Origin of the sequence: Psychromonas sp. SR45-3, from assembly GCF_014163575.1 — a bacterium.
Classification (GTDB): Bacteria; Pseudomonadota; Gammaproteobacteria; order Enterobacterales; family Psychromonadaceae; genus Psychromonas; species Psychromonas arctica.
Map to the genome: position 1 here is coordinate 78646 of NZ_JACJDP010000002.1, position 24079 is coordinate 102724.

At 37.7% G+C, this 24079-nt stretch carries 25 protein-coding genes; 11 read left to right on the forward strand and 14 right to left on the reverse strand.

From position 1 onward, the window contains the following. Positions 1–3 precede the first annotated feature (3 nt). From H5084_RS01680 to H5084_RS01715, 8 genes are all read left to right on the forward strand, one after another. Positions 4–1038, forward strand: a complete 1035-nt coding sequence (locus H5084_RS01680) for a PhoH family protein (protein ID WP_037070806.1) — start codon at positions 4–6, stop codon at positions 1036–1038. After that, positions 1038–1514 carry an rRNA maturation RNase YbeY gene (gene ybeY / locus H5084_RS01685; protein WP_028867523.1) on the forward strand — a complete coding sequence of 159 codons (477 nt, stop codon included), beginning with the start codon at positions 1038–1040 and terminating at the stop codon, positions 1512–1514. Before H5084_RS01680 ends, ybeY begins: the two co-directional genes overlap by 1 nt. 9 nt (positions 1515–1523) lie before the next feature. Continuing rightward, entirely contained in the window at positions 1524–2396 is an 873-nt protein-coding gene (gene corC, locus H5084_RS01690; RefSeq protein WP_028867522.1) for a CNNM family magnesium/cobalt transport protein CorC, read from the forward strand. Then, positions 2393–4132: an apolipoprotein N-acyltransferase gene (lnt, locus tag H5084_RS01695; protein ID WP_259396662.1), complete on the forward strand. Its 1740-nt coding sequence runs from the start codon at positions 2393–2395 to the stop codon at positions 4130–4132. Before corC ends, lnt begins: the two co-directional genes overlap by 4 nt. Before the next feature lie 69 nt (positions 4133–4201). After that, complete coding sequence (locus H5084_RS01700; RefSeq protein ID WP_182689346.1) at positions 4202–5572, forward strand: MATE family efflux transporter; 1371 nt, start codon at positions 4202–4204, stop codon at positions 5570–5572. Between the two features lie 101 nt (positions 5573–5673). Next, on the forward strand, positions 5674–6462 hold the full coding sequence (locus H5084_RS01705; RefSeq protein ID WP_182689347.1) for an ATP-dependent zinc protease: 789 nt from the start codon (positions 5674–5676) through the stop codon (positions 6460–6462). A gap of 8 nt (positions 6463–6470) precedes the next feature. Then, complete coding sequence (locus tag H5084_RS01710; protein ID WP_182689348.1) at positions 6471–7997, forward strand: inactive transglutaminase family protein; 1527 nt, start codon at positions 6471–6473, stop codon at positions 7995–7997. 3 nt (positions 7998–8000) lie between these two features. Continuing rightward, on the forward strand, positions 8001–8969 hold the full coding sequence (locus H5084_RS01715; protein ID WP_182689349.1) for an alpha-L-glutamate ligase-like protein: 969 nt from the start codon (positions 8001–8003) through the stop codon (positions 8967–8969). A gap of 586 nt (positions 8970–9555) precedes the next feature. On the opposite strand, the gene H5084_RS01720 is transcribed toward H5084_RS01715, so the two are convergent. From H5084_RS01720 to zapE, 9 genes are all read right to left on the reverse strand, one after another. Further along, positions 9556–9987 (reverse strand): ClpXP protease specificity-enhancing factor, encoded by a 432-nt coding sequence (locus H5084_RS01720; protein WP_182689434.1) that lies wholly within the window; start codon positions 9985–9987, stop codon positions 9556–9558. Positions 9988–10020: 33 nt separating this feature from the next. After that, a complete protein-coding gene (gene sspA / locus H5084_RS01725; protein WP_182689350.1) occupies positions 10021–10656 on the reverse strand; it encodes a stringent starvation protein SspA in 636 nt (211 codons plus the stop codon). A 106-nt stretch (positions 10657–10762) separates the two neighbouring features. Next, a complete protein-coding gene (locus H5084_RS01730) occupies positions 10763–11500 on the reverse strand; it encodes a cytochrome c1 (RefSeq protein WP_028867514.1) in 738 nt (245 codons plus the stop codon). Next, a complete protein-coding gene (locus tag H5084_RS01735) occupies positions 11500–12777 on the reverse strand; it encodes a cytochrome bc complex cytochrome b subunit (protein WP_028867513.1) in 1278 nt (425 codons plus the stop codon). Before H5084_RS01735 ends, H5084_RS01730 begins: the two co-directional genes overlap by 1 nt. After that, positions 12777–13367 (reverse strand): ubiquinol-cytochrome c reductase iron-sulfur subunit, encoded by a 591-nt coding sequence (petA, locus tag H5084_RS01740; protein ID WP_028867512.1) that lies wholly within the window; start codon positions 13365–13367, stop codon positions 12777–12779. Before petA ends, H5084_RS01735 begins: the two co-directional genes overlap by 1 nt. Positions 13368–13616: 249 nt before the next feature. Then, a complete protein-coding gene (gene ftnA, locus H5084_RS01745) occupies positions 13617–14141 on the reverse strand; it encodes a non-heme ferritin (RefSeq protein WP_028867511.1) in 525 nt (174 codons plus the stop codon). A gap of 111 nt (positions 14142–14252) precedes the next feature. After that, positions 14253–14642: a 30S ribosomal protein S9 gene (gene rpsI / locus H5084_RS01750; RefSeq protein WP_025565144.1), complete on the reverse strand. Its 390-nt coding sequence runs from the start codon at positions 14640–14642 to the stop codon at positions 14253–14255. 15 nt (positions 14643–14657) lie between these two features. Next, positions 14658–15086 (reverse strand): 50S ribosomal protein L13, encoded by a 429-nt coding sequence (rplM, locus tag H5084_RS01755; protein WP_028867510.1) that lies wholly within the window; start codon positions 15084–15086, stop codon positions 14658–14660. A 341-nt stretch (positions 15087–15427) separates the two neighbouring features. Continuing rightward, a complete protein-coding gene (zapE, locus tag H5084_RS01760) occupies positions 15428–16537 on the reverse strand; it encodes a cell division protein ZapE (protein WP_182689351.1) in 1110 nt (369 codons plus the stop codon). Between the two features lie 247 nt (positions 16538–16784). Here zapE and H5084_RS01765 point away from each other — a divergent pair, with 247 nt between their 5' ends. From H5084_RS01765 to degS, 3 genes are all read left to right on the forward strand, one after another. Next, positions 16785–18131, forward strand: a complete 1347-nt coding sequence (locus H5084_RS01765) for a DegQ family serine endoprotease (RefSeq protein ID WP_028867508.1) — start codon at positions 16785–16787, stop codon at positions 18129–18131. A gap of 215 nt (positions 18132–18346) precedes the next feature. Beyond that, positions 18347–19756, forward strand: a complete 1410-nt coding sequence (gene pykF / locus H5084_RS01770) for a pyruvate kinase PykF (protein WP_028867507.1) — start codon at positions 18347–18349, stop codon at positions 19754–19756. A gap of 176 nt (positions 19757–19932) precedes the next feature. Then, a complete protein-coding gene (gene degS / locus H5084_RS01775; RefSeq protein WP_028867506.1) occupies positions 19933–20997 on the forward strand; it encodes an outer membrane-stress sensor serine endopeptidase DegS in 1065 nt (354 codons plus the stop codon). 202 nt (positions 20998–21199) lie between these two features. On the opposite strand, the gene murA is transcribed toward degS, so the two are convergent. Genes murA through mlaD form a run of 5 tightly spaced genes read right to left on the reverse strand, consistent with a single transcriptional unit; the run spans position 21200 to position 24078 of the window. Continuing rightward, a complete protein-coding gene (gene murA, locus H5084_RS01780) occupies positions 21200–22459 on the reverse strand; it encodes a UDP-N-acetylglucosamine 1-carboxyvinyltransferase (protein WP_182689352.1) in 1260 nt (419 codons plus the stop codon). A 19-nt stretch (positions 22460–22478) separates the two neighbouring features. After that, on the reverse strand, positions 22479–22727 hold the full coding sequence (locus H5084_RS01785) for a BolA family protein (protein WP_028867504.1): 249 nt from the start codon (positions 22725–22727) through the stop codon (positions 22479–22481). 9 nt (positions 22728–22736) lie between these two features. Further along, positions 22737–22988 (reverse strand): lipid asymmetry maintenance protein MlaB, encoded by a 252-nt coding sequence (locus H5084_RS01790; RefSeq protein ID WP_037070801.1) that lies wholly within the window; start codon positions 22986–22988, stop codon positions 22737–22739. Then, positions 22985–23605 carry a phospholipid-binding protein MlaC gene (locus tag H5084_RS01795; protein ID WP_182689353.1) on the reverse strand — a complete coding sequence of 207 codons (621 nt, stop codon included), beginning with the start codon at positions 23603–23605 and terminating at the stop codon, positions 22985–22987. Before H5084_RS01795 ends, H5084_RS01790 begins: the two co-directional genes overlap by 4 nt. Beyond that, complete coding sequence (mlaD, locus tag H5084_RS01800; protein ID WP_028867501.1) at positions 23605–24078, reverse strand: outer membrane lipid asymmetry maintenance protein MlaD; 474 nt, start codon at positions 24076–24078, stop codon at positions 23605–23607. The genes H5084_RS01795 and mlaD overlap by 1 nt, the downstream gene beginning before the upstream one ends. Between the last annotated feature and the right edge of the window lies 1 nt (position 24079).

Consider the following 24079-nt stretch of genomic DNA (forward strand, 5'->3'; position numbering starts at 1 on the left):
AATTTGACCACAAAATTAACGACAGTACACCTTGAATTAATCCCCGCAGACAAAGACCGTTTAGCGGTTTTATGCGGTTCATTTGACGATAATATTAAGCAAATTGAACGCCGTTTAGGTGTTGAAGTAATCTATAAAGATGCACATTTTCAAGTGGTTGGTGAGCACCGTTACGCTCAAGCCTGCAGTGACTTATTGAATGACTTATATATTGAGACGCAACCAATTAAAGGCAAAGCGCCTCGTTTATCAGATGAAGATGTACATTTAGCCTTACAAAACTTAATCAGTGAACACCGTTTACTAGAAGTAAAGCCGGCATCAGAAGAGGTTGGTTTTAAGAGTTTAACCATTAAAACTAAACGCGGTGTTATTAAACCGCGTGGTGAAAACCAAACTAAGTACGTAAGTAATATTCTTCGTAATGATATTACCTTTGGTGTCGGCCCTGCCGGAACAGGTAAAACTTACTTAGCCGTAGCTTGTGCCGTAGAAGCGTTAGAGCGCCAAGAAGTTCGTCGTATTCTATTAACCCGCCCAGCTGTTGAAGCAGGTGAAAAGCTAGGTTTTCTACCAGGTGATTTATCACAAAAAGTAGATCCTTATTTGCGCCCTTTATACGATGCATTATTTGAAATGTTAGGTTTCGAAAAAGTTGAAAAACTGATTGAGAAAAACATTATTGAAATTGCACCTCTGGCTTATATGCGCGGACGCACGTTAAATGATGCATTTGTTATTTTAGATGAAAGCCAAAATACAACAACAGAACAAATGAAAATGTTCTTAACACGTATTGGTTTTAATTCTACTGCGGTGATTACCGGTGACATTACACAAATCGATTTACCTCGCCATCAAAAATCTGGTTTACGCCATGCAATTGAAGTATTAGGTGAAGTCGATGAAGGTATCAGCTTTAACTTTTTCTTAGCAGATGATGTTGTTCGACATCCTGTTGTTGCACGTATTGTTAAAGCTTACGATGCCTTTGATAGAAAGAAAGAAATAGCAGAAAGTGAAGCGAGAAACGCGTAATGGAACTTTATGTGGATTTACAGCTTGCGAGTGAAAACCAACAAGCATTGCCTGACTTGGCACAATTAGAAAAATGGATAAGTGCCACCATCCTTGCAGCTAGTGATATAATACGCGATGATGCTGAATTGACGGTGCGTATTGTAGACAGTGAAGAAAGTCAGCAGTTAAACCACCAATATAGAGAAAAAGATAAACCAACGAATGTTTTATCTTTTCCTTTTCAAAACCCGCCTGGGATCACTTTACCCTTATTAGGGGATCTAGTAATCTGTAAACAGGTGGTTGAAAAAGAAGCAGCAGAGCAACAGAAAACGTTGGTCTCACATTGGGCACATATGTTAATACATGGTACGCTGCATTTATTAGGTTACGACCATATTGATGATGATGAAGCAGAAGAAATGGAAAGCATTGAAACTAAACTCATGATTGAGTTAGGTTTCGGTGACCCTTATTTAAGCGAAAAAGAGTAAATAAAATTAATGTCGGAAGATTACCATTCTAGCAACGAGCAGCCTAAAGAAGGTCTGCTCGATAAAATAGGCAACCTTTTCCAAGGCGAGCCAAAAAGTCAAGATGAGCTATTAGATGTGATTGATAGTGCTAAACAGCGCCAAGTTATCGATCAAAAAACCAAAGAAATGATAAAAGGTGTGATCGACGTGTCTAAGATGCGCGTTCGAGATATCATGATCCCACGTTCACAAATGGTGACATTGGGTTTACATCAACCAGTTGAAGAATTATTACCAGAGATCATCAACTCTGCCCACTCCCGCTTCCCTGTGATCACTGAAGATAAAGACCACGTTGTTGGTTTGTTATTAGCCAAAGATCTGATTCAATATGGCTTCAGCTCAGATCCTGATGAGTTTAAAATAGAAGACATCCTCAGAGAAGCCGTTGTGGTTCCTGAAAGTAAACGCTTAGATACCCTTTTAAAAGAATTCCGAAGCCAACGTTATCATATGGCAATCGTTGTCGATGAATACGGCGGTGTTTCAGGATTGGTCACTATTGAAGATATTTTAGAAGTGATTGTCGGTGAAATTGAAGATGAATTTGATTACGAAGAAGAAGATGAAATTCGTCAAATAGGCAAACGTACTTACACAGTAAGTGCGCTCACCACACTGGCTGATTTTAATGAGTTCTTTGAAACCGATTATAATATTGAAATCCAAGATACAATTGGTGGATTAATTTTGCATGAACTAGGCCATTTACCTAGCCGTGGTGAAAAGATAGCCATTAATGAGCATAAGTTTAAAGTGACAAATGCAGACAATCGTCGCTTAGTACAATTACAAGTACGTGTTCCAAAAGAACTAAAAAAAGAGCTTAAAAGAGATTGAACAAAAGCTTAAGCAAATCACTGAGTAGAATCGCTTCTACTCAGTTCGGGCAATTAATGATTGCAGCGTTGTTAGGCTCGATACAAGTCTTTGCTTTTGCACCTTTCCAACAATGGTGGGTTTTGTACCCTTCGTTTGTTGGTTTATTGTTATTACTGCAACATACGCAATTACCCAACAAAAAACTATTCTTAGTCTGCTTTAGTTTTAACCTCTCAATGTTCGTTGCCACTATGCACTGGATCTATGTCAGCATGGATCTTTTTGGCGGAATGCCGAGTATTGTTAGTGGCCTATTAATTGTTGTATTGTGTGCTTATTTGGCCTTGTTTCCCACCATCGCGCTATGGTTAACTTATAAAATTAAGCTCCCTCCATCAGTTTCTGCGATCAGATTGCTGCTTATTTTACCGAGTTTATGGTTAATCACGGACTGGTTACGTGGCTGGGTATTAACAGGTATGCCTTGGGCTTACCTTGGTTACAGTCATGCAGATACCCCCTTAGTTGGATTTGCACCGATTTTTGGTGTGCAAGGCGTTACCTTAGCTATTATTCTTATTTGCTCAGCATTAACGTTATTGGTCTCTCAACAATTACAATCGCTATCTAAAAAGATATCTAAACAAGTCTCGAAATCAATACAACCCGTATCTAAATCAGTACAAAAGCTATCTTTCCTATTGATTATATTTTTAGTGTCTAGCGGTTACGGCTTACAACAACTTACCTTCACCGAATTACAGCCAGCAATCAATGTGGCATTAGTACAAGGTAATATTGACCAAAATGAAAAATGGAAAGCGGATCAACTGTATCCCTCTTTGTTTAAATATTTAGACTTGTCAAAACCTCGCGTGCCGCCTTTTTCAGAGCCACTTATCAACGCTCAAAGTGAAACAAAAATTAAAGCTAATAAAACAACTAAAGCAGATGCCGAACAAACTAATATAAAAAGCCAGCAACAAACCAATAAAAATGAGTTAATCATTTGGCCAGAGTCAGCAGTTGCAGGTCTTGAAATTGATATGCAGCGTTTCCTACAACCTTTATCAAAGGAATTAGCAAATCAAGGTAAAACACTATTAACGGGTATTATTAATTATAATATTAGAAAAAATGAATACTTTAATAGCATTATCATGCTCGGAAAACTGCCAGAAGGACAAGGCTATTCGCCGATAAGTCCCAATAGATACAATAAACATCACTTATTACCTATCGGTGAATTTGTTCCCTTTGAAGATCTTTTACGCCCTCTTGCACCTTATTTTAACTTGCCAATGTCGAGCTTTAATCGAGGCCAACAAGTACAAAATAACTTGAGATTTGATCAAACAACTTTAGCACCAGCGCTATGTTATGAAATTGCTTTTCCGGAACTATTACGAAAGAATGTTCATCAACAAACAGGGTTGATTATCACATTAAGTAATGATGCTTGGTTTGGTCACTCTATTGGCCCCGATCAACATTTAGAAATAGCGAGAATGCGTGCTATTGAGTTCGGACGACCACTATTACGCAGTACGAATAATGGTATAACAGCAATTTATAACAGTGTCGGTGATGAGTTAGGTCGATTACCATCAAATACAGCCGCGGTATTAAGACGTTCAGTACAACCCGCCTATGGACAAACCCCTTATCAACAAATAGGGCAAATACCATTATTTATCTTTTGTTTTTTTGCTTTATTATCAGCGTTTATTTTAAAAAAAAGACAAGCCGTTTAATCATCAGCAGCTAAACAAAACTAAAACTATTTCCTAAACTGCTCGCTCAGAAGTTGATTAAGGTGTGTTATGAAAAATAAAATTCTTACGTTTCGCGATAAAGGCTTTCAAAAAAAACTGTGGACCTTAGCGTTACCTATCACTCTACAATCTCTGCTTTATTCATTTCTTGGGTTAGTGGATATCCTGATGGTGAGTCAACTCGGTGAAACTGAAATTGCAGCCGTCGGTTTAGGTAATAAAGTATTTTTCTTTAACTTGCTAATGATGGTCGGTGTCAGCCATGCTGGCGGTGTGCTTGCTGCTCAATATTTTGGCGCAAAAGAGCTTTCAGGCTTACGTCGTAGTTTAATTACCTCTTTATTAATTAGTTTTGTTGTCACCTTACCTTTTGTTGCATTTTATGTACTCTCGCCAAGCTCTGTCACAGGTTTAGCCAGTGATGATCCTGTGTTGCTTATTTTCGCTAACCAATATTTACAAATCACAGCCTACAGCTTTATGTTTATCGCAGTCGTGTTGCCATTAGAGACCGCATTACGCTCTGCTGGTGATACTAAAACGGCCATGAATATTAGCTTTTTAGTACTACCATTGAATGCTTTTTTTAACTATATATTAATATTTGGGCATGCTGGTTTTCCAGCAATGGGCGTAGAAGGTAGCGCCTGGGGAACTTTTTTAGCTCGCGCCATTCAAATGCTATTATTGATATTATTTATTGCTAAAAAAAGGCCTTTTATCTTAGCCAGTTTAGTAGAGGTAAAGACTGCTTTATCACTGTTAGACATCAAACGTTACTTGAAACTTGCGATTCCAATGATATTACATGATAGCGGATGGGCTTTAGGCGTTTTTGTTTATACCCTAATCTTTGCCATGATTGGTGTACAAGAGTTAGCTGTAATGAGTATGGTGTCCACGATAGAACAAACGATATTCGCCTTATTTATTGGTGTAGCAATTGCTAGTGGCACCATGATTGGTCATGAGCTAGGAGCAAAAGCATTCGATAGAGCTTGGCAACAAGCTTGGACATTTATTTTATTTGTGCCGGTTTTAGCATTTATATTTATACCGCTGATCATTTATTTTAGAGAGCCGGTATTATCGTTATTTCCAACACTCTCTACATCGGCTAACGCAAGTGCATCACAGGTATTGTTAGTACTTGCTTGCGCGCTATTTATCCGGGTAGTGAACTTTATTGGGATTATTGGCGTACTACGCAGTGGCGGCGATATCAATTACAGTACATTTATGGATATATTTTGCATGTGGTGTGTTGGTATTCCACTGACTTTTGTTGCAGTAACTTATTATAATTTCAGTTTAGTAGAAGCTTATATTGTCACGCTATCTGAGGAGTTAATAAAAGTAATATTAGTCATTCACCGAGTACACAAAAAACACTGGCTTAGGAATGTATTACCGACTTAAACCTAAACGATAAAGGGCTTCATAAGCAATTTATCACTGCTATTTATAGCGCAAACTGATACCATATTTTTTTGATTTTTAACTAACGCTAAGGAAATCGCATGTTTTTAAAAAAAACGGCCATTATAACACTTACTTCACTATTTTTGACCGTTGGATGTATCTCTATTTCTACCACTGAAACTGAACAAAAAATTCAGCAAACACTCACCGAACAAGCGACAAAAATTACAGAGTTAGAAACTGAATTAGCGACTTCCAAAGCAGATATTGAACAAAAAAAAAGCTCATTAGAAGCCGTGAAAACTGATTTGGAAAAAACACAAAAAGAAGCGCAGACACTTAATCAACAATTAGCACAACAAATAGCAATCCAAAAAGCTGCGGCAGCAACTCCGAAAAGAAGCAATGTTGTTGTTAGCAAAGTGAGTAAACGCGATATTTACCTAGATAAAACGGTATTGGGTCAAACTGAGTGGCTATATATCAATAAAGCGAAGAAAAGTTTCAGAGCACGTGTAGATACTGGTGCCGCTACCTCATCAATTAATGCAGTGAATATTCAACATTTTGAACGTGATGGTAAAAATTGGGTTCGTTTTAACATGGCACACGATAAAGATGCAGAAGCAAAAATAATTGAAGCAAGAATCGATCGTTACGTAAAAATATTACAATCTAGCGAACCAGGTGAAAAAGATCGCCGCCCAGTGATCAAGCTTAATGTACGTGTTGGTAATATTACTCAGCAATCTGAATTTACCTTAACCGACCGTCAACACATGGACTATGCAGTACTCATTGGTCGTAGCTTTATACAAGACGTCATGATTGTTGATGTTAGCCAAGATTATATTCACCCTAAGTATCAAGCTGAAAATAATAAATAGGACTCCTAATGAATGCTCGTATTTTCTTTTTCACCTTAGTAGCAGGACTTTTTTTACTGGGTGTGTTTCAAACAGTACAACGCCATTTGGCTTTTGATATCCCTTGGATGCCAGGTGAAACACGGTCAGTCTGGAATATTGATGCCAAGATTGAATTTGAAGCGACCGGAAAACCTGTGCTCGCCTCATTGAGCACACCAAATAGCCAAGCGGGCTATACGCAAATTAGTCAAAATGCAGCTTCTCCGGGTTACGGTTTATCTTTTTTATATGAAGATAATAAACCACAAGCACAGTGGACAATTCGCCAGGCGACAGGTCCTCAAACACTTTATTACAATATTCAGCTACTAGTCGATAGCGAGAGTGTAGATCAGCCTATCGCTAAAATGCCTGAGCTATTTGATCCTGAATATGGTGCTGCTGGCCTAGCTGCTGGTACTGATATCATTAAAGATGCCTTTAAAACCAGTGCTGATGCTTTTAGTTTTACTCGTGAAATTTTAAAACAATTAAATGCAGAACAACCTAATCAAAGTATTAGATTGGTACTTGCTTCTAAAAACTCTAAAACAAACATTCTGGTTGGATTACTTAACGAAGCGAAGATTCCCACTAAAAAAGTCGGAGCGTTAGTTTTAGAAGATGGTCGTCGCCGTCAGCATTTGCAGCCCTTGATTGAAGTTTTTCAAGAAAAAAATGGAAAAATTGAGTCTCGCTTATTTGATGCATCAAGCCTTCAAGAAGTAGATCGTAAAGATCTATTATTGTGGGATCAAAGTGGTAAAGCATTATTAGAATTAACCGGAGGAGTAAATTCTAAAGTTAGTTTCTCAATGATTCAGCAAGACCAACCAGCATTAGCAGCTATTTTGCAAAAAAATGATAATGAGCATTTATTCAATTTCTCGATCCATAGTTTACCGATTGAAGATCAGTCTTTGTTTAAAGGCATTTTAATGATTCCATTAGGTGTGCTGATCGTGGTTATGATGCGTGTTTTGATTGGTTTAAAAACATCTGGTACTTTCATGCCGGTGTTGATCGCAATGGCGTTCATTCAAACTAGTTTGATCACAGGCATTGTCGGCTTTGTGATGTTAGTTGCTGTCGGTTTATTTATTCGCTCCTACCTTTCGCACCTAAATTTATTACTGGTGTCGCGTATTTCCACCGTGATTATTATGGTTATTCTATTGATTGCGATGTTTGGTGTTTTGTCTTACAAACTTGGATTAACTGAAGGCCTTAAAATCACATTCTTCCCAATGATTATCTTGTCTTGGACCATTGAGCGTATGTCAGTGTTATGGGAAGAGGAAGGCGCTAAAGAAGTATTCAAACAAGGTGGTGGTAGTTTGATCGTAGCTGTATTTGCTTACTTCGTAATGAGTAATGATGTCACTAGACACCTGATGTTTAACTTTATTGGACTGCAATTTGTGGTTATGGCACTAGTGCTTTTACTGGGCAGTTATACTGGATACCGCTTACTAGAATTACGCCGCTTCAAGCCATTAGTGGACAAGGGGTAGCGCATGTTTTTCTGTAGCCCTTTTAAGTTAAAGAAAAAAGGCATAATGGGGATGAATGAACGTAACAGCCGATATATAGGCCGTTACAACCCTAGACGTTTATATCCTTTAGTGGATAATAAATTAAAAACTAAAATTATTGCACGTGATGCAAATGTCACCACACCAGCCCTTTTAGGTGTGATTACCATGCAAGCGGAAGTAGAAACCGTCGAACAGTTTATTACCAATACTCCCGGGTTTGTAATAAAACCTGCTAAAGGCAGTGGTGGTAAGGGGATTCTTGTTGTTACCAAAGTTAAAAATGGTCGCTATTACAAATCCAATGGTAATGAAGAAAGTCTTTCAGAGATCAAACGCCATGTGACTGATATCTTAGCGGGCTTATTCAGCTTAGGTGGTAGCGCAGATGTTGCTGTAATCGAAGGTTTAATTCAATTCGATAGTGCATTTGATGGTTTTAGCTTTGAAGGTGTACCTGATGTACGCGTTATTGTATTTAAAGGTTTTCCTGTGATGGCAATGATGCGCCTTTCAACGGCCGCTTCCGATGGTAAAGCAAATTTACATCAAGGTGCTGTCGGTGTTGGTATTGATATCGCCACAGGAAAGGCTATTAATGCAGTTCAGTTCGACTTGCCAGTTGAACGTCACCCAGACACGGATAAAGAGCTAAAGTTACTTGTAGTGCCTAGTTGGGAGCGTTTGATTTACTTAGCAGCAAGTTGTTACGAGATGACAGGAATGGGATACCTAGGGACGGATATGGTATTAGATCGCGATATCGGCCCGATGCTATTAGAACTCAATGCACGCCCAGGATTGGCTATTCAAATTGCTAATGGTACAGGTATCTTACCTCGCCTTAAATTAGTCGAAAGCTTAAAGGATGCAGACAAAATGACCGTGGAAGAACGCGTTGCTTTTTCTAAAAAGCATTTTGCAGAAACACCTTTAATAGAAACACTGTGATGATAATTAAAGGTTAAGTTGGTAGCCTTTTTAAGGCCTGACTCAATACATACAATAAAGCCGATAACATAACCTGTTATCGGCTTTTTGCTTTCATAAACTAGTCTTTAATCATTTCTTGTTTAATACCTAAACCCACATAACCAGATTAGATGGCCAGTTATACCATTAATGTTACTAATACCATTAATTCCGTTAATTTAATGATCAAATATTACGTAGGAAAAAGGAGTTAGTTTAAGGTAAAATTGCCGTAAACGGTTGCTTCCTTTACACAGTTTTTAACGCGAAAATAGCTCCTTTTAACCAGTAAGATTGATCAGTTAGCTAGCGGAGTTAATGGTATAAGTATAGGACCAATTATTGGCAAGGAAAAACACATCCACTCAAAGCAAAAATTGCGTCAAATAATTGTTCTCTTTGCAAAATATCTAACCCAGAGTGATCTATTTTAACCAACAACAATGACTCGCTATTTAGCTGAATTGTATTACGACGTTAAAAACAAAAGGCATAAAAAAACCGAGCAAGCTCGGTTTTTAAAAAGGTATAACTAAATGTTTTATATACTGTAAATACTATTTAGCTACTTAACCACAGTAAGGAACGATTTTTTGTTATTACCTTTTGTGTTAGTACTTTTTGTATCCTGTTGTACTTGTTTCTTATCTTCAACGACTTGCATAGGCGCATCATACTCATCGTATGCTGGCTCATCAGGAAAAATAGTACCTGCACCATTCTCACGTGCATAAATCCCCTCAATAGCATACATAGGCACATACACTTGTGTTGGGATGCCTGAGAATCGTGCATTAAAGGATAACGCATTATCATCTAATGAAAAATCAACCACAGAGCGCGGCGCAATATTTAATACAATTTTACCATTTTCTACAAATTGTAATGGTACATCAACATGTGGTTTGGTCGCATCGACAATTACATGAGGCGTGCATTCACTATCAACTATCCAGTCATAGAAAGCGCGCATTAAATAAGGACGTTGTACTAACATTTCCGACATATAAAATACCTACAAAATTAAGAATTAAGCGCCGATACGGATTTCGCGTTCAGTTTCAGTCATTGATGCTTGGAATGATTCACGTTCGAATACTTTAACCATGTAACTCTTCAAGCCCGTTACGTTGTCGTAACCTAAGTCAATTTTTAACTCAGGTAGACGCCATAGCAAAGGAGCCATGTAACAATCAACAATCGTAAACTCTTCAGACATGAAATAAGCAAAGTGTTCAAATACAGGTGCAACTTCAAGAATTTTAGCACGTAATTTTACACGAGCAGGTTCAGCTTTAGATTCATTACCCGACATGATGGTTGCCACTAAAGGATACCATTCACTTTCAATACGTTGCATTAGTAGACGGCTTTTAGCTCGTTCAACTGGGTATACAGGCATTAATGGTGGATGCGGAAAACGCTCATCTAAATATTCCATAATGATACGTGAGTTATATAAAACTAATTCACGGTCAACTAATGTTGGTACATCACTATTTGGTGTTAACTCAGCTAACTCCTCAGATGGGTTCTCTTCGTCTACTGTTGTGATGTCAACATTGACACCTTTTTCAGCTAAAACGATGCGAGTTTGATGACTATATAAGTCAGATGGTCCTGAGAACAACGTCATTACTGAACGTTTATTTACAGCTACGGCCATGGAATACCCCTAGTAGTTAAAAAATTAAGTGTTTAAAAAACACAAACGGCAATGACGTCATAGTGACACCATTGCCGATAAGATAATAAAGAAAGTGTGTCGGCGACTAGTGAATATCGCGCCAGTACTCTTTCTTCAATAAGTAACTCAGTACAAATAAGATAATTAGGAAACCAATTACCCAAAAACCTAAGCTTTGACGCTCTAGTTTATTCGGCTCACCTGAATAGACTAGGAAGTTTACCAGATCTAACACCGCTCGGTCATACTCATCGGATGACATCTCACCCGACTCGACACTTTCCAGTGCCACAACTTGGTGGTGTTCAACGCCTTTTTCATCAACAGTAGTTTCGAAAACGGCAGTTGGAATCCCCTGTAACTCTTCCAATACATGCGGCATACCCACATCTTTAAAGACAACATTGTTCACACCAAATGGGCGAGCAGGATCTTTATAGAAAGAACGTAGGTAAGTATAAATCCAATCTGGTCCTCGTAAACGTGCTTCCAAGGTTAAATCTAATGGTGCATTACCAAACCATTTAGCCGCATCTTTTTTATCCATGCTGTTTGTCATTAACTCCCCAATTTTACTATTTGTAAAAATTAGGTTGTCTTTCATTAACTGATCTGGGATCCCTAAATCAGTCGCAACACGTTGGTAGCGTTGATGCGCAGTTGAGTGACAAGCAGAACAGTAGTTCATGAATAATTTTGCACCGTTTTGCAATGATGCTTTATCCGTTAAATCATAGTTAGCTTTATCTAAATGAACCGCTGTGCCTGCTGCAAATACTAAACTCGGTAAAAGTGCCACTAAGGCGATCAATAATTTTTTCATTAGTGTGTCAACCTCGTTGGTAATGGTTTGGTTTTTTCATTTTTACTGTACAAGAACAGTGCAATAAAGAATCCAAAATATCCGACAGATGCAATCTGTGCAATAAGCGTATATAACGGTGTTGCGGCTAATGCACCTAGTACACCTAATACGATGAAACAGATAATGAACTGTGTAATATTTAGTTTATGAATCCAACTACGGTAACGTATTGATTTAACTTTACAGCGATCTAACCACGGTAATAAAAATAGGATCGCAATTGAACCACCAAAGAACACAACACCAATCAATTTATCAGGTATCGCACGTAGAATGGCGTAATACGGCGTGTAATACCAAACTGGTGCAATGTGCGCTGGTGTTTTCAAACCATTTGCAGCTTCAAAGTTAGGTGGCTCAAGAAAGAAACCGCCGCCCTCTGGAATAAAGAAGATCACTGCCGCAAAACAGATTAAAAATGCCGACACGCCCATGATATCTTTCACCGTAAAATATGGGTGGAAAGGAATCGCATCAATAATATCTTTTTTACCACTGTATTGCTTGTGGAACGTGAACTTACCTTTAGCTTCTTCAGAGGCAGAACCTTTCTTCTGTTTAATCTCTACACCATCAGGGTTATTTGAACCCACTTCATGTAGCGCAACAATATGTAGGAATACCAAAGCCACTAAGGCTAATGGTAATGCAACTACATGTAACGCAAAGAAACGATTAAGCGTTGCACCAGAAATAACGTAATCACCTCGGATCCAAAGTGTTAGGTCATCACCAATAACAGGGATCGCACCGAATAATGAAATAATTACTTGGGCACCCCAGAAAGACATTTGTCCCCAAGGTAATAAATAACCCATGAATGCTTCAGCCATCAACACTAAGAAGATCAACATACCGAAGATCCAAATTAATTCACGCGGCTTTTGGTATGAACCGTAAATTAAGCCACGGAACATATGTAAATAGATAACCACGAAGAAAGCAGATGCACCGGTTGAATGCATGTAACGTAATAACCAACCGTAAGGTACATCACGCATAATGTATTCGATTGATGCAAACGCACCTTCAGCAGAAGGGTTATAGTGCATTGTTAACCAGATACCAGTTAGAATTTGGTTAACTAGCACTAACATTGCTAATGAACCAAAAAAATACCAGAAGTTAAAGTTTACTGGTGTAGGGTATTGCGCTAGATGTTTGTTCCACGTATCCGTCATCGGAATACGTGCATCAATCCAGTCAATGCCGCCCATCGCTAATTTTTTAAGCATTAGGCATCTCCTTTGTCTAAGCCAATAAGAATCGTTGTATCAGATACATAATAATGTGGTGGTATAACGAGGTTTAATGGTGCAGGTACATTTTGGAATACGCGTCCTGCCATATCAAATTTTGAACCATGACAAGGGCAGAAAAAACCAGATTCTACCCCCTCAACTTGCTCACCAAATGAATCTGGTAAGTAAGTTGGAGAACAACCAAGGTGAGTACAAATACCCACAGCAACAAATAAATCTGGTTTCAAAGAACGCCCAGATTTACTAACATATTCAGGCTGTTGTGGTTCTGCTGATTGAGGATCTCGTAATTTACTATCTAATGTCGCGAGTTCATCAATGACTTTTTGTGTACGAGAAACTACCCATACCGGTTTACCACGCCATTCGACACGAATTAACTGACCTGGCTGGATTTTGCTAATATCTACACTAACTGGCGCACCAGCAGCTTTAGCTTTTTCACTTGGACTCCAAGATTTCACAAAAGGTACTGCCACTGCAGCAGCCCCTATTCCACCAACAACTCCTGTTGTTAGTGTCAGAAACTTGCGACGACCAGAATTAACAGGCGCATTGCTCATTTAACCATCTCCATTGTGAGCTACTAAAAAAGCAGTTCAAAAATTACAAAACTGGGGGGTATACATCAATCCGTTGAATTATGAATTACGAATGTTTGCATAAAAACTCGCTGAATTTTAAAGAAGTCGCTTGCCATTTACAAGCCATTAACATTACTTTTGAGGGGGAAATACAAAAAAGCATGGCTTAATTGACCATGCTCTCATTAGATTTGCTCTATAAGCAAGAAACGACTCAATTTTATCAGCTTAAACAGCATTATCCATAATTGAAGTCGCACCCGATTTTGCAATTTCAGCCAGATCTTTATCGATCCAATACAAGGCTTTACCATCTTCTCCAACTAAATCGATTTTATCTAGAATGCCTTTAAATAATTTCTCTTCTTCGTGCTGCTCAGCAACATACCACTGTAAAAAATTAAATGTTGAGTAGTCATGAGTAGTGAAAGCAACATGTGTTAATTCATTTATCTTTCTGGTGATCAAACATTCATGCTCATAGGTTTCTTCAAATACTTCTTTCAAAGATTTAAAACCAACAGGGGGTGCATCAATTGAGCCTAAAATAGGTAACGCACCTGTTTCACTAACGTAAGTAAATAAGCGGTTCATATGCTCCATCTCTTCTGTTGCATGCTTACGCAACATTTCCGCAGCACCTTCATAACCTTTATCTTCACACCAAGCACTCATTTGTAAGTACAAGTTTGAAGAGTAGAACTCTAGGTTAATTTGCTCATTCAACTTTTCAACCATCGCCACGTTCAGCATTATTTTCTCCTCTTATTATTTATTGCCTAACCTTAAGGCTCATACCATTAAAAAACAAGCAAAAAAAAGCCCAGTATAAACTGGGCTTTTTTGCAATTCGTAAAAACGAAATTAACGTTTAGAGAATTGTGGACGTTTACGTGCTTTATGTAAGCCGACTTTCTTACGTTCAACTTTACGAGCATCACGAGTTACAAATCCTGCACCACGTAATTCAGAACGTAGTGTTTCATCAAACTGCATTAATGCGCGAGTGATACCTAAACGGATTGCACCAGATTGACCAGTTGTACCACCACCTTTAACAGTGATGTTTAGGTCGAATTTTTCAGCAGAGTCTACTAACACTAATGGTTGACGAACAACCATACATGCAGTTTCACGACCAAAGTATTCATCTAAGTTACGTTTGTTGATAGTGATTTGACCACTACCTGCTTTCATAAACACACGAGCTGTAGAGCTTTTGCGACGACCTGTGCCGTAGTATTGATTTGCCATTGTTTTATATTCCTATTAGATGTCTAAAACTTGTGGTTGCTGTGCAGAATGTTGATGCTCAGAACCAGCATAAACTTTCAATTTACGGTACATTGCGCGGCCTAAAGGACCACGTGGTAACATACCATTTACAGCTTTTTCAATAACACGCTCAGGAGCACGTACGATTAAGTCTTCAAAGCTAATTGCTTTAATGCCACCGATGAAACCTGTGTGGTGGTAGTAAATTTTACCTTTAGCTTTGTTACCAGTTACAGTAACTTTCTCAGCATTGATAACGATAATGTAATCGCCAGTATCAACGTGAGGAGTGTATTCAGCTTTATGTTTACCGCGTAAACGTAAAGCGATTTCAGTAGCTAAACGACCTAGTGTTTTACCTTCAGCGTCAACTACGAACCAGTCGCGTTTTACTTCAGCTGGTTTTGCAACAAAAGTTTTCATTAAGTTATACCCAAATTAATGATTTAAAAAAATATGACAGCATAATTGCAGTCAAAAATGTATTTTTCGCCTTTCCGTATCCCTTCGAATACGTCTAGCGTAAACAGATCCACCATTACAATTGGGGAGGTGGATAACGTGGGCGGCCATATTGTATAGAAAACTACAACAGAGATCACCTGTTTATTACATATTTATGTACAAGTTTTTAACAGGCAAGGATTTACTATTATAAAAGCTTCATTGCAGACCTAAAATGCCTATAACCATTCCCCATACAAACACATGATTTGAGTTCTACTTTTTAATAAAAATAGAACTCAAAGTTTATAAAGTAATGCTTATAAATCAAGATGATGGGCTTTACTTAGGTAGGCTTTACTCTGCATTTCTAATAACCGAGAAACACAGCGTTGGAATTCAAAAGCAAGGCGAGTGCCATGATACAATTCCAACACGTCCACTTCTGCGGAAATAATAAGGACCACGTTGCGATCGTAAAATTCATCAACCATGGCAATAAAACGGCGTGTTAGATCGTTATGTTGGTCATCCATTTTAGGAATATTCGACACCAATACTGTTCGATATAAAATAGCTAGTTCGATATAGTCATGCACACTGCGAGGGCCATCACACAGCTCGCTAAATTCAATGCTTAATGTATCGTTGCTAAAGGCGATTGTATTTAACGAACGGTCATTAATAACTATCGCCTGTTGATACTCTTTATCACCGGCAGCAAAGGTTTCAAAACTATTTTTGATTTGAATTGCTGCATTTTTATCTAACGGATAATGATAAATTTCAGCTTCAATTAATCGTCCTAATCGATAATCTTTTCCACCATCTAGATTAAATATTTCACAGTGCTGATTAATTAACTCAATTGCAGGTAAAAATCGTGCCCGTTGCAAGCCATTTCGATACAAATTGTTGGGATGTATATTAGAAGTTGCAACTAATACCACACCTTGTGCAAATAATGCTTCAAACATACCTGCTAATATCATCGCATCGGTAATATCTTCTACATAAAATTCATCAAAACAGATAATGTCTGTTTTACTCGCAAACTGCTTAGCAATTTCTTTTAATGGGTCTGACTGCCCTTGCAATAAGGTTAACTGTTTATGGACTTGCAGCATGAAATGATGAAAATGTAAACGTTGCTTACGCTCTGTTTTAAGGCCATGAAAAAATAAATCTACAAGGTAAGTTTTACCGCGCCCTACCCCACCGTAAAAGTACAGACCTTTGATCTCAGATTTAGACGAGTTAGTGGTCTTAAACAGTCGCTGTAATAGTGAACTTTTTTGTACGGGCTTAGTCTGATTTTGTAATAAATCATCATATAACCGTTGCAACATAGTAACGGCTTGCAATTGAGCAGGATCTGCAAAAAAGTTGGGTTTTAATAAGTCGGCTTGATATAAAGAAAGTGGCGTCACATTAATGTCTTAATAATTCAGTAAGTTAATCTTTATATAACATATTTTAGCACTATTTAAATAGTACCAAAGGCGATCGGAAATAGGTTTTGCGGTTTATCTCTCGAAATACTGATGCAATGGTTAACAACTTAATAAAGGTTAGTAGTAACATTATTTAAACAGTTGAAATGTCATTAATCATCATTATTATCTTTTATAATGAACAAATAACAGATGCTTTGATCATCATTTACAAGGAGCCCCAATGCGTGTTTTTAAACATTCCCTTTTATTGGTGATTTTAATAATCACTAGCTTTAACTCCATTGCCGCCTTACCTAATAACATCAATGGTAAAGCATTACCCACATTAGCCCCTCTGATTAAAAAAGTAAGTCCCGCCGTGGTTGATATTTCAGTATTTGGTGAAAGTACAGCAACTCCGGGAGTACCTAATGAATTATTAGAGTTTTTGCAGCCTCAACGTCCTCCACAACAATTTTCAGGATTAGGATCCGGCGTGATTATTGATGCACAGCAAGGATATATCATCACCAATTACCATGTGATTGAAAATGCAGATGATATCGTTATCAGCTTAACTTCAGGGCATCAATATAAAGCCACTGTCATTGGTCAAGATCCACAAAGTGATATTGCTTTATTGCAAATAAAAAGTAAGCAACCTTTAGTTGCGATCACATTTGCAAATTCGGACCAATTACAGGTCGGTGACTTTACCATTGCCATCGGCAACCCCTTTGGTTTAGGGCAAACGGTTACCTCGGGTATTGTCAGTGCATTAGGGCGTAGTGGTCTTAATTTACAAAACCTAGAAAATTACATTCAAACAGATGCTGCTATTAATAGCGGTAACTCTGGTGGTGCACTACTTAACTTAAATGGCGAATTAATTGGTATTAACACTGCTATATTGGGCCCTAATGGCGGCAACATTGGTATCGCTTTTGCAATTCCATCGAACATGGTTAAAAACCTCACACAACAATTACTTGAGTTTGGCGAAATTCGCCGAGGTATTTTGGGTATTAAGGGTGGCGAAGTAACACCAGATTTAGCTAAAAGCTTTTCATTAGATGTAACAAAAGGTGCGTTTATCTATCAAGTCACTCCTGATTCAGCTGCCGATAAAGCCGGTTTAAAAGCAGGAGATGTGATTACCGCAATCAATGGAACAGCTATAAAATCATTTGCAGCATTACGTGCAAAAATAGGAACTTTAAGTTCAGGAAAAAAAGTAAGCCTAAGCGTGATTCAAGACAACAAATATAAAAATATTAACGTTATATTAGGCGGCAACACAACAACTGCAAAAGCAAAATTAACGCCTATTCTACCGGTTATTTTTGAAGGTGCTATCTTAAAAGATATAGCACCTGGGCAATCAGTTGCTGGCGTCAATGTAGTAGAAGTAAAACCAAATTCAATGGCAAGCCGTATAGGTTTACTTGAAAACGATAAAATAATAGCGGTCAATAAGACTGCTATCAGTAATCAAGCGGAACTTATTTCTGCACTGGAGCAGGCTAAAAATATGAGAGCATTAAACATAATGCGTAATAACAGACTCATTTATATTATTTTGGACTAGGCTCAACTAGAAAATGTAATAAATTTACAGAAAATTTGGATATATATCTGCTTAATTTAGATATATATCTACATAACGGAGATTTATTGATCATAAATCATTTTTTATTGAAAAATTTCTTGTAAAATACGCGCCCTAAAGAATAAAAAAGAAAATTAAAGAAAACTGTAAATAATATAAGTAATAAAAGCACAATCACTCTTGGAGAAAAGACGGTGAGAAAAACTAAAATTGTATGTACGATAGGTCCAAAATCAGAATCTAAAGAAATGTTAACAAAACTAGTTGAGAACGGCATGAATGTAATGCGTCTTAACTTTTCACACGGTGACTTCATCGAACATGGTACTCGAATTACACGTATCCGCGAAGTGTGTGAAGAAACTGGTAAAAATGTTGCTGTTCTTTTAGATACTAAAGGCCCAGAGATCCGTACTGTCAAATTAGAAAACGGTAATGACGTATTATTAACTGCAGGTCAAGAATTCACGCTTTCTACAGACCAAACAATCGTTGGTGATAACACTATCGTTGCAGTAACTTACGAAAACTTAACAAAAGATCTTGTTATTGGAAACACTGTATTGTTAGACGATGGTCTAATTGAAATGACAGTAAAAAGCATCACTGATACTAACGTTATCTGTACAGTAATGAATACGGGTGAGTTAGGCGAAAACAAGGGTGTTAATCTGCCTGGTGTTAAAGTTCAACTACCTGCATTGTCTAAAAAAGATAAAGGCGATTTGATTTTTGGTTGTGAGCAAAATGTAGACTTTATTGCAGCTTCATTTATTCGTAAAAAAGAAGATGTATTAGAAATCCGTGAGCTATTAAAAGCAAACGGCGGCGAAAATATTCAAATCATCTCTAAAATTGAAAACCAAGAAGGCGTTGATAATTTTGATGAGATCCTAGCAGTTTCTGACGCAATCATGGTTGCTCGTGGTGATTTAGGTGTTGAGATTCCTGTTGAAGAAGTAATCTTTGCACAAAAAATGATGATAGAGAAAGCGAACAAAGCACGTAAGCCTGTTATTACAGCAACACAAATGCTTGATTCAATGATCAAAAACCCACGTCCAACACGTGCTGAAGCTGGCGATGTTGCGAATGCCATTATCGATGGTACTGATGCAGTAATGCTTTCAGGCGAGTCAGCTAAAGGTAAATACCCTGCTGAAGCAGTGGAAATAATGGCTTCTATCTGTGCACGTACTGACAGCGTACTTCATCCAGTAGTGGAAGAAAAAGATGCGGACCTTCGTATAACTGAAGCAGTATGTAGCGGTGCAGTTAAAAACGCAGAGCAGCTAGGTGCGAAATTAATTATTGTTGCGACAGGTGCAGGTAAATCAGCACGTTCAATTCGTAAATATTTCCCATCAATGCCTATTTTAGCATTAACTAGTAATGCTAAAACTCGTCAACAATTAGCATTAACTAAAGGTGTTTCTGCAAAAGTTATCGAGCAACAAGCAACAATGGAAGAGTTCTACAAATTAGGTATGGATTTAGCTAAAGAGCAAGGTTTAGTGGTTACAGGCGATAAAGTCGTGATGGTAACGGGTGCACTAGTTTCTTCTGGTACAACTAATACTTCTTCTGTACACGTTATTTCTTAATGATTAGCCGCTCTTTGAGCGATTAAAATAAGAAAATAAATTAATCAAACATCGCTTCAGGGCGATGTTTTTTTTTGTACAAATTCCCATTAATTAAAAACTAATTTTCCGTCTGTGCATAGTTTTCTATATACTAAGCTTCCATTTTTTGTATTCATTACCCATTAGTCAAAAATATGAAGCTAATACAATACGTTAATTATCTAGTTAAACCTGTTCTGTGGGGGTTATTCCTTGCCGCGCTGATTATTTATGGGCCAAAAATATATAAGAGCTTAGAAAATGATCGCAGTTATAAACCTGCACTTATTAGTTACTCTGATGCAGTAAAAAGAGCAGCACCTTCAGTTGTTAACATTTACTCTCAGCAATATATAGACTCTAGCGTGGGTTCTAAACAACAGTTACAACCTACGGGTTTAGGCTCTGGTATTATCCTTGATAAGAGAGGTTATATTGTCACTAATCACCATGTTATCTCTGAAGCAGACCAAATCTTAATTGCTTTACAAGACGGTCGTTTATTTACTGCTAATGTAATTGGTAGTGATGTGATCACTGACCTTGCAGTATTACAAATTGAAGCAAACAACCTTCCAGTGATCCCACAAAATTCTGATTATATTGCAGAAATCGGAGATCTAGTATTAGCTATTGGCAACCCTTACAATCTTGGCCAAACCATTACTCAAGGCGTGATCAGTGCAACTGGTCGCAGCGGGATGAGCAGTACAGGACGACAAGACTTTATTCAAACCGATGCAGCTATTAATGAAGGTAATTCCGGCGGTGCATTGATCAATAGTTACGGAGAACTTGTTGGGATTAACACGTCAGAATTTTACACAGGTACACGTAACGTGACTTACGGCATTAGTTTTGCCATCCCCTATCGTCTAGTAAAATTTGTCATGCAGAGTCTAATTCAAGATGGACGAGTAATTCGTGGCTCATTAGGTATTGAAGCGGAGAATTTAGATCCCTTACTGGCTCGCTTATGGGGGCTAGAGGCGAAAAATAGTATTATAGTTAAAAAAATAGTCGACAACGGACCAGCACAAAAAGCCGGTATGCAAAAGAATGACATTATTCTAAAAATTGATGATAAAGATGCAATTAACTTAATTGTAACCATGGATAAAATAGCTAAAATCAAACCTGGTTCTGCAACAAAAATAACAATTTTAAGAGAGGGTAAAGAACAAGTCCTTGATGTCATGATTGGTGAATTACAACAATAAAAGCTATCAATAATATGTTTGATTTTAGGTCTGGCATAAACAGCTGTGATAACTTCAGTAACTGAAGCAGCCAAATCAACTACCTCATGCTGTTAATAAAGCACAGCACAATCGATTATTCTTAAAAATTAGATAATAAAAAAGAAAGCCTTAGCTTTCTTTTTTTATCTTTCTCATCAATATCAAAAATACGCTATATCAATTAAGACTCTACACGACGCATTTTTGCACCCAATGGAATCAATTTATCTTCAATCGCTTCATAGCCACGGTCGATATGATAAATTTCATCAACAATTGTTTCGCCCTGTGCAATCAAACCAGCAATAACAAGGCTAGCAGATGCTCGTAAATCAGTTGCCATGACGATTGCACCGCTTAACTTGTCGTTATCACCACAAATAGCTAAATTGCCATCTAACTCGATGTTAGCACCCATACGAATTAGCTCAGGTACGTGCATAAAACGGTTTTCAAAGATATTTTCTTTGATTCGTCCAGTGCCTGGCGCAACCGTATTAAGTACTGTAAATTGTGCTTGCATATCCGTAGGGAATGCAGGATGTGGAGCCGTGGTAATATTAACTGATTTTAAAGTGCGGCCAGTCATATCAACTTCAATCCAGTCATCACCAGTTGTCACTAACGCTCCAGCTTCTTCAAGCTTAGACAGAACAGCGGTTAAGAGCTGAGGATCAGTTTTGAGACAACGTACTTTACCGCCACTCACAACGCCAGCCACTAAAAATGTACCGGTTTCAATGCGATCAGGTTGTACTTGGTAAGTACAGTCACCTAGGGTTTCAACACCTTCAATAGTAATGGTATCAGTACCAGCACCTGATATTTTACCACCCATACCGTTAATGAAATTAGCAAGATCAACAATTTCTGGCTCTTTCGCTGCATTTTCAATGGTAGTAACACCTTCGGCTAGCGCAGCTGCCATCATTAAATTACCGGTGCCTGTTACGCTCACTAGATCCATGTATAGATGACAGCCCTTTAAACGTCCGTCAACACGCGCTTTAATAAAGCCATCTTCAACTTTAATCGTTGCGCCCATTTGCTCTAAACCGTGAATATGAAGGTTCACTGGACGAGCCCCAATCGCACAACCACCAGGTAGCGAAATATCAGCTTCACCAAAACGAGCAACCAAAGGCCCTAATGCTAAAATAGAAGCTCGCATACTTCTTACTAACTCATACGAAGCGGTATAGTTTTTAACACCTTTAGCATTAATTTTTACTGTATGCTTATCTTGTTGTGTGGTTGCACCGAGTTCTTGCAACAACTCAAGCGTTGTAGAGATATCTTTTAAAAGAGGTACATTACTTAATGTAATATCACCTTCAGATAATAAAGTAGCAAATAGGATTGGTAATGCGGCATTTTTTGCCCCAGAAATAGTTACCTCGCCATTTAACTGGCAGCCACCTTGAATAATAAATTGACCCATGAAAATCCTTATTAACCTACTAAATAAAATGTTTTTGTTTTTGCCACTCATCTGGCGTTAATGCTTTAATGGTTAACGCATGGATTGCATTGGTAGCAATATCATCCGCTAAATGAGCATAAATTGTTTGTTGTTTTTTAACACGACTCATGTCAATAAACATGTCACTGACTGCGATCACTTGAAAAGTGCCACTGTCACCTTTAACAATACAAACATCTAATGTTAGAGCTTGCTCCAACTTCTCTTTAATTTTTTCTGTATTCATAATAAACCACTATTTTTCAAAAAGGTTTTCTACACCATAAAGCTCAGCGAGAATGCGTAATTTGTCCGAAGCATTAATCAACTTCAGCGCAGGGTATTTGGTTTTAATTTGCACTAAGTAAGCGACACCAGCAGAATCAATTTTAGTTATTTGAGATAAATCGACATTATTAACCGCTTGGTAAGTCTCTATCGCAGGGTATGTTTGCTCACTTAAATTAGCGAGCAATAAATCTAGACTAAGCAACAGGTCGTTGCTCATGATACAAACTCACTATTTTTCTCTAATAGTAGTTTGATCACTTCATCAATCCCTTGTTTTTGGATCAATGGTCGTAATTCAGATTTTTTGGTATCTAACATGCTGACACCTTCCGCAATCACATCAAAAACTTTCCATTCACCTGTTTTTGAATTGTTACGCAATTTAAAATCTAATTGCGTTACTTGTCCATTATTGTCGGTCATTCTAACAGGAATACTGACAATTTTCTTACCCTTAAAGTTATTAATATCAAGTATCAACAGTGATTGTTGATCGTATTTACCTAATATGAGTCCATAAGCATTGATTAAGTATGCAAGAAAAGCATCGACAAACTGTTCGCGCTGCTCAGGCGTTGTATTTTTTAGATTAGGCCCTACCACACTATAGGCAGTGTATTTGTAATCAAAGAAAGGAATAAGTTCCTCTTTGATGATCACCTTAATATATTCAGGTTCACTCTGTAAGCGGCTTTTTTCATCGTTTAAGCGCTTAAAAGTAGTCGTTGATACTGAATGTAGTACTTGATTAGGGTTGGTAATGTCACTCTCACTTGCGATCAGTGAAAATGATAGAGAATATAAAAATGCAAAAACATAAATAAATAAACGCATTAGTCGTCCTTATTATTAATAGAGTAAATAAACTGCCCAATTAGATCTTCAAGCACCAATGCAGACTTAGTATCTTCAATCATGTCGCCGTTTGCTAACATTTCAATACCGTCATCGATAAAACCAGGTTTAATACCAACATATTGCTCACCTAATAAACCAGAAGTTAAAATAGCAAGTGAAGAAGTTTCAGGATAAAAACCTTGTTTTTCAAACATTGAAAGTGTCACTAGCGGTGTATAAGATTCTTTGTCTAAAGAAATTGATTCAACACGTCCAACAACAACCCCTCCTAACTTAACCGGTGCACGTGGTTTTAATCCACCGACATTATTAAAATTAGCTTGTAACGTATAACTATTACCTTCACCTTTAAACGATAATCCTGCGACACTAAATGCTAACACGACAAAAGAGGCTATCGCTGCAACAACAAATAATCCAACCCATATTTCTAATTTTTTCTGTGGCATT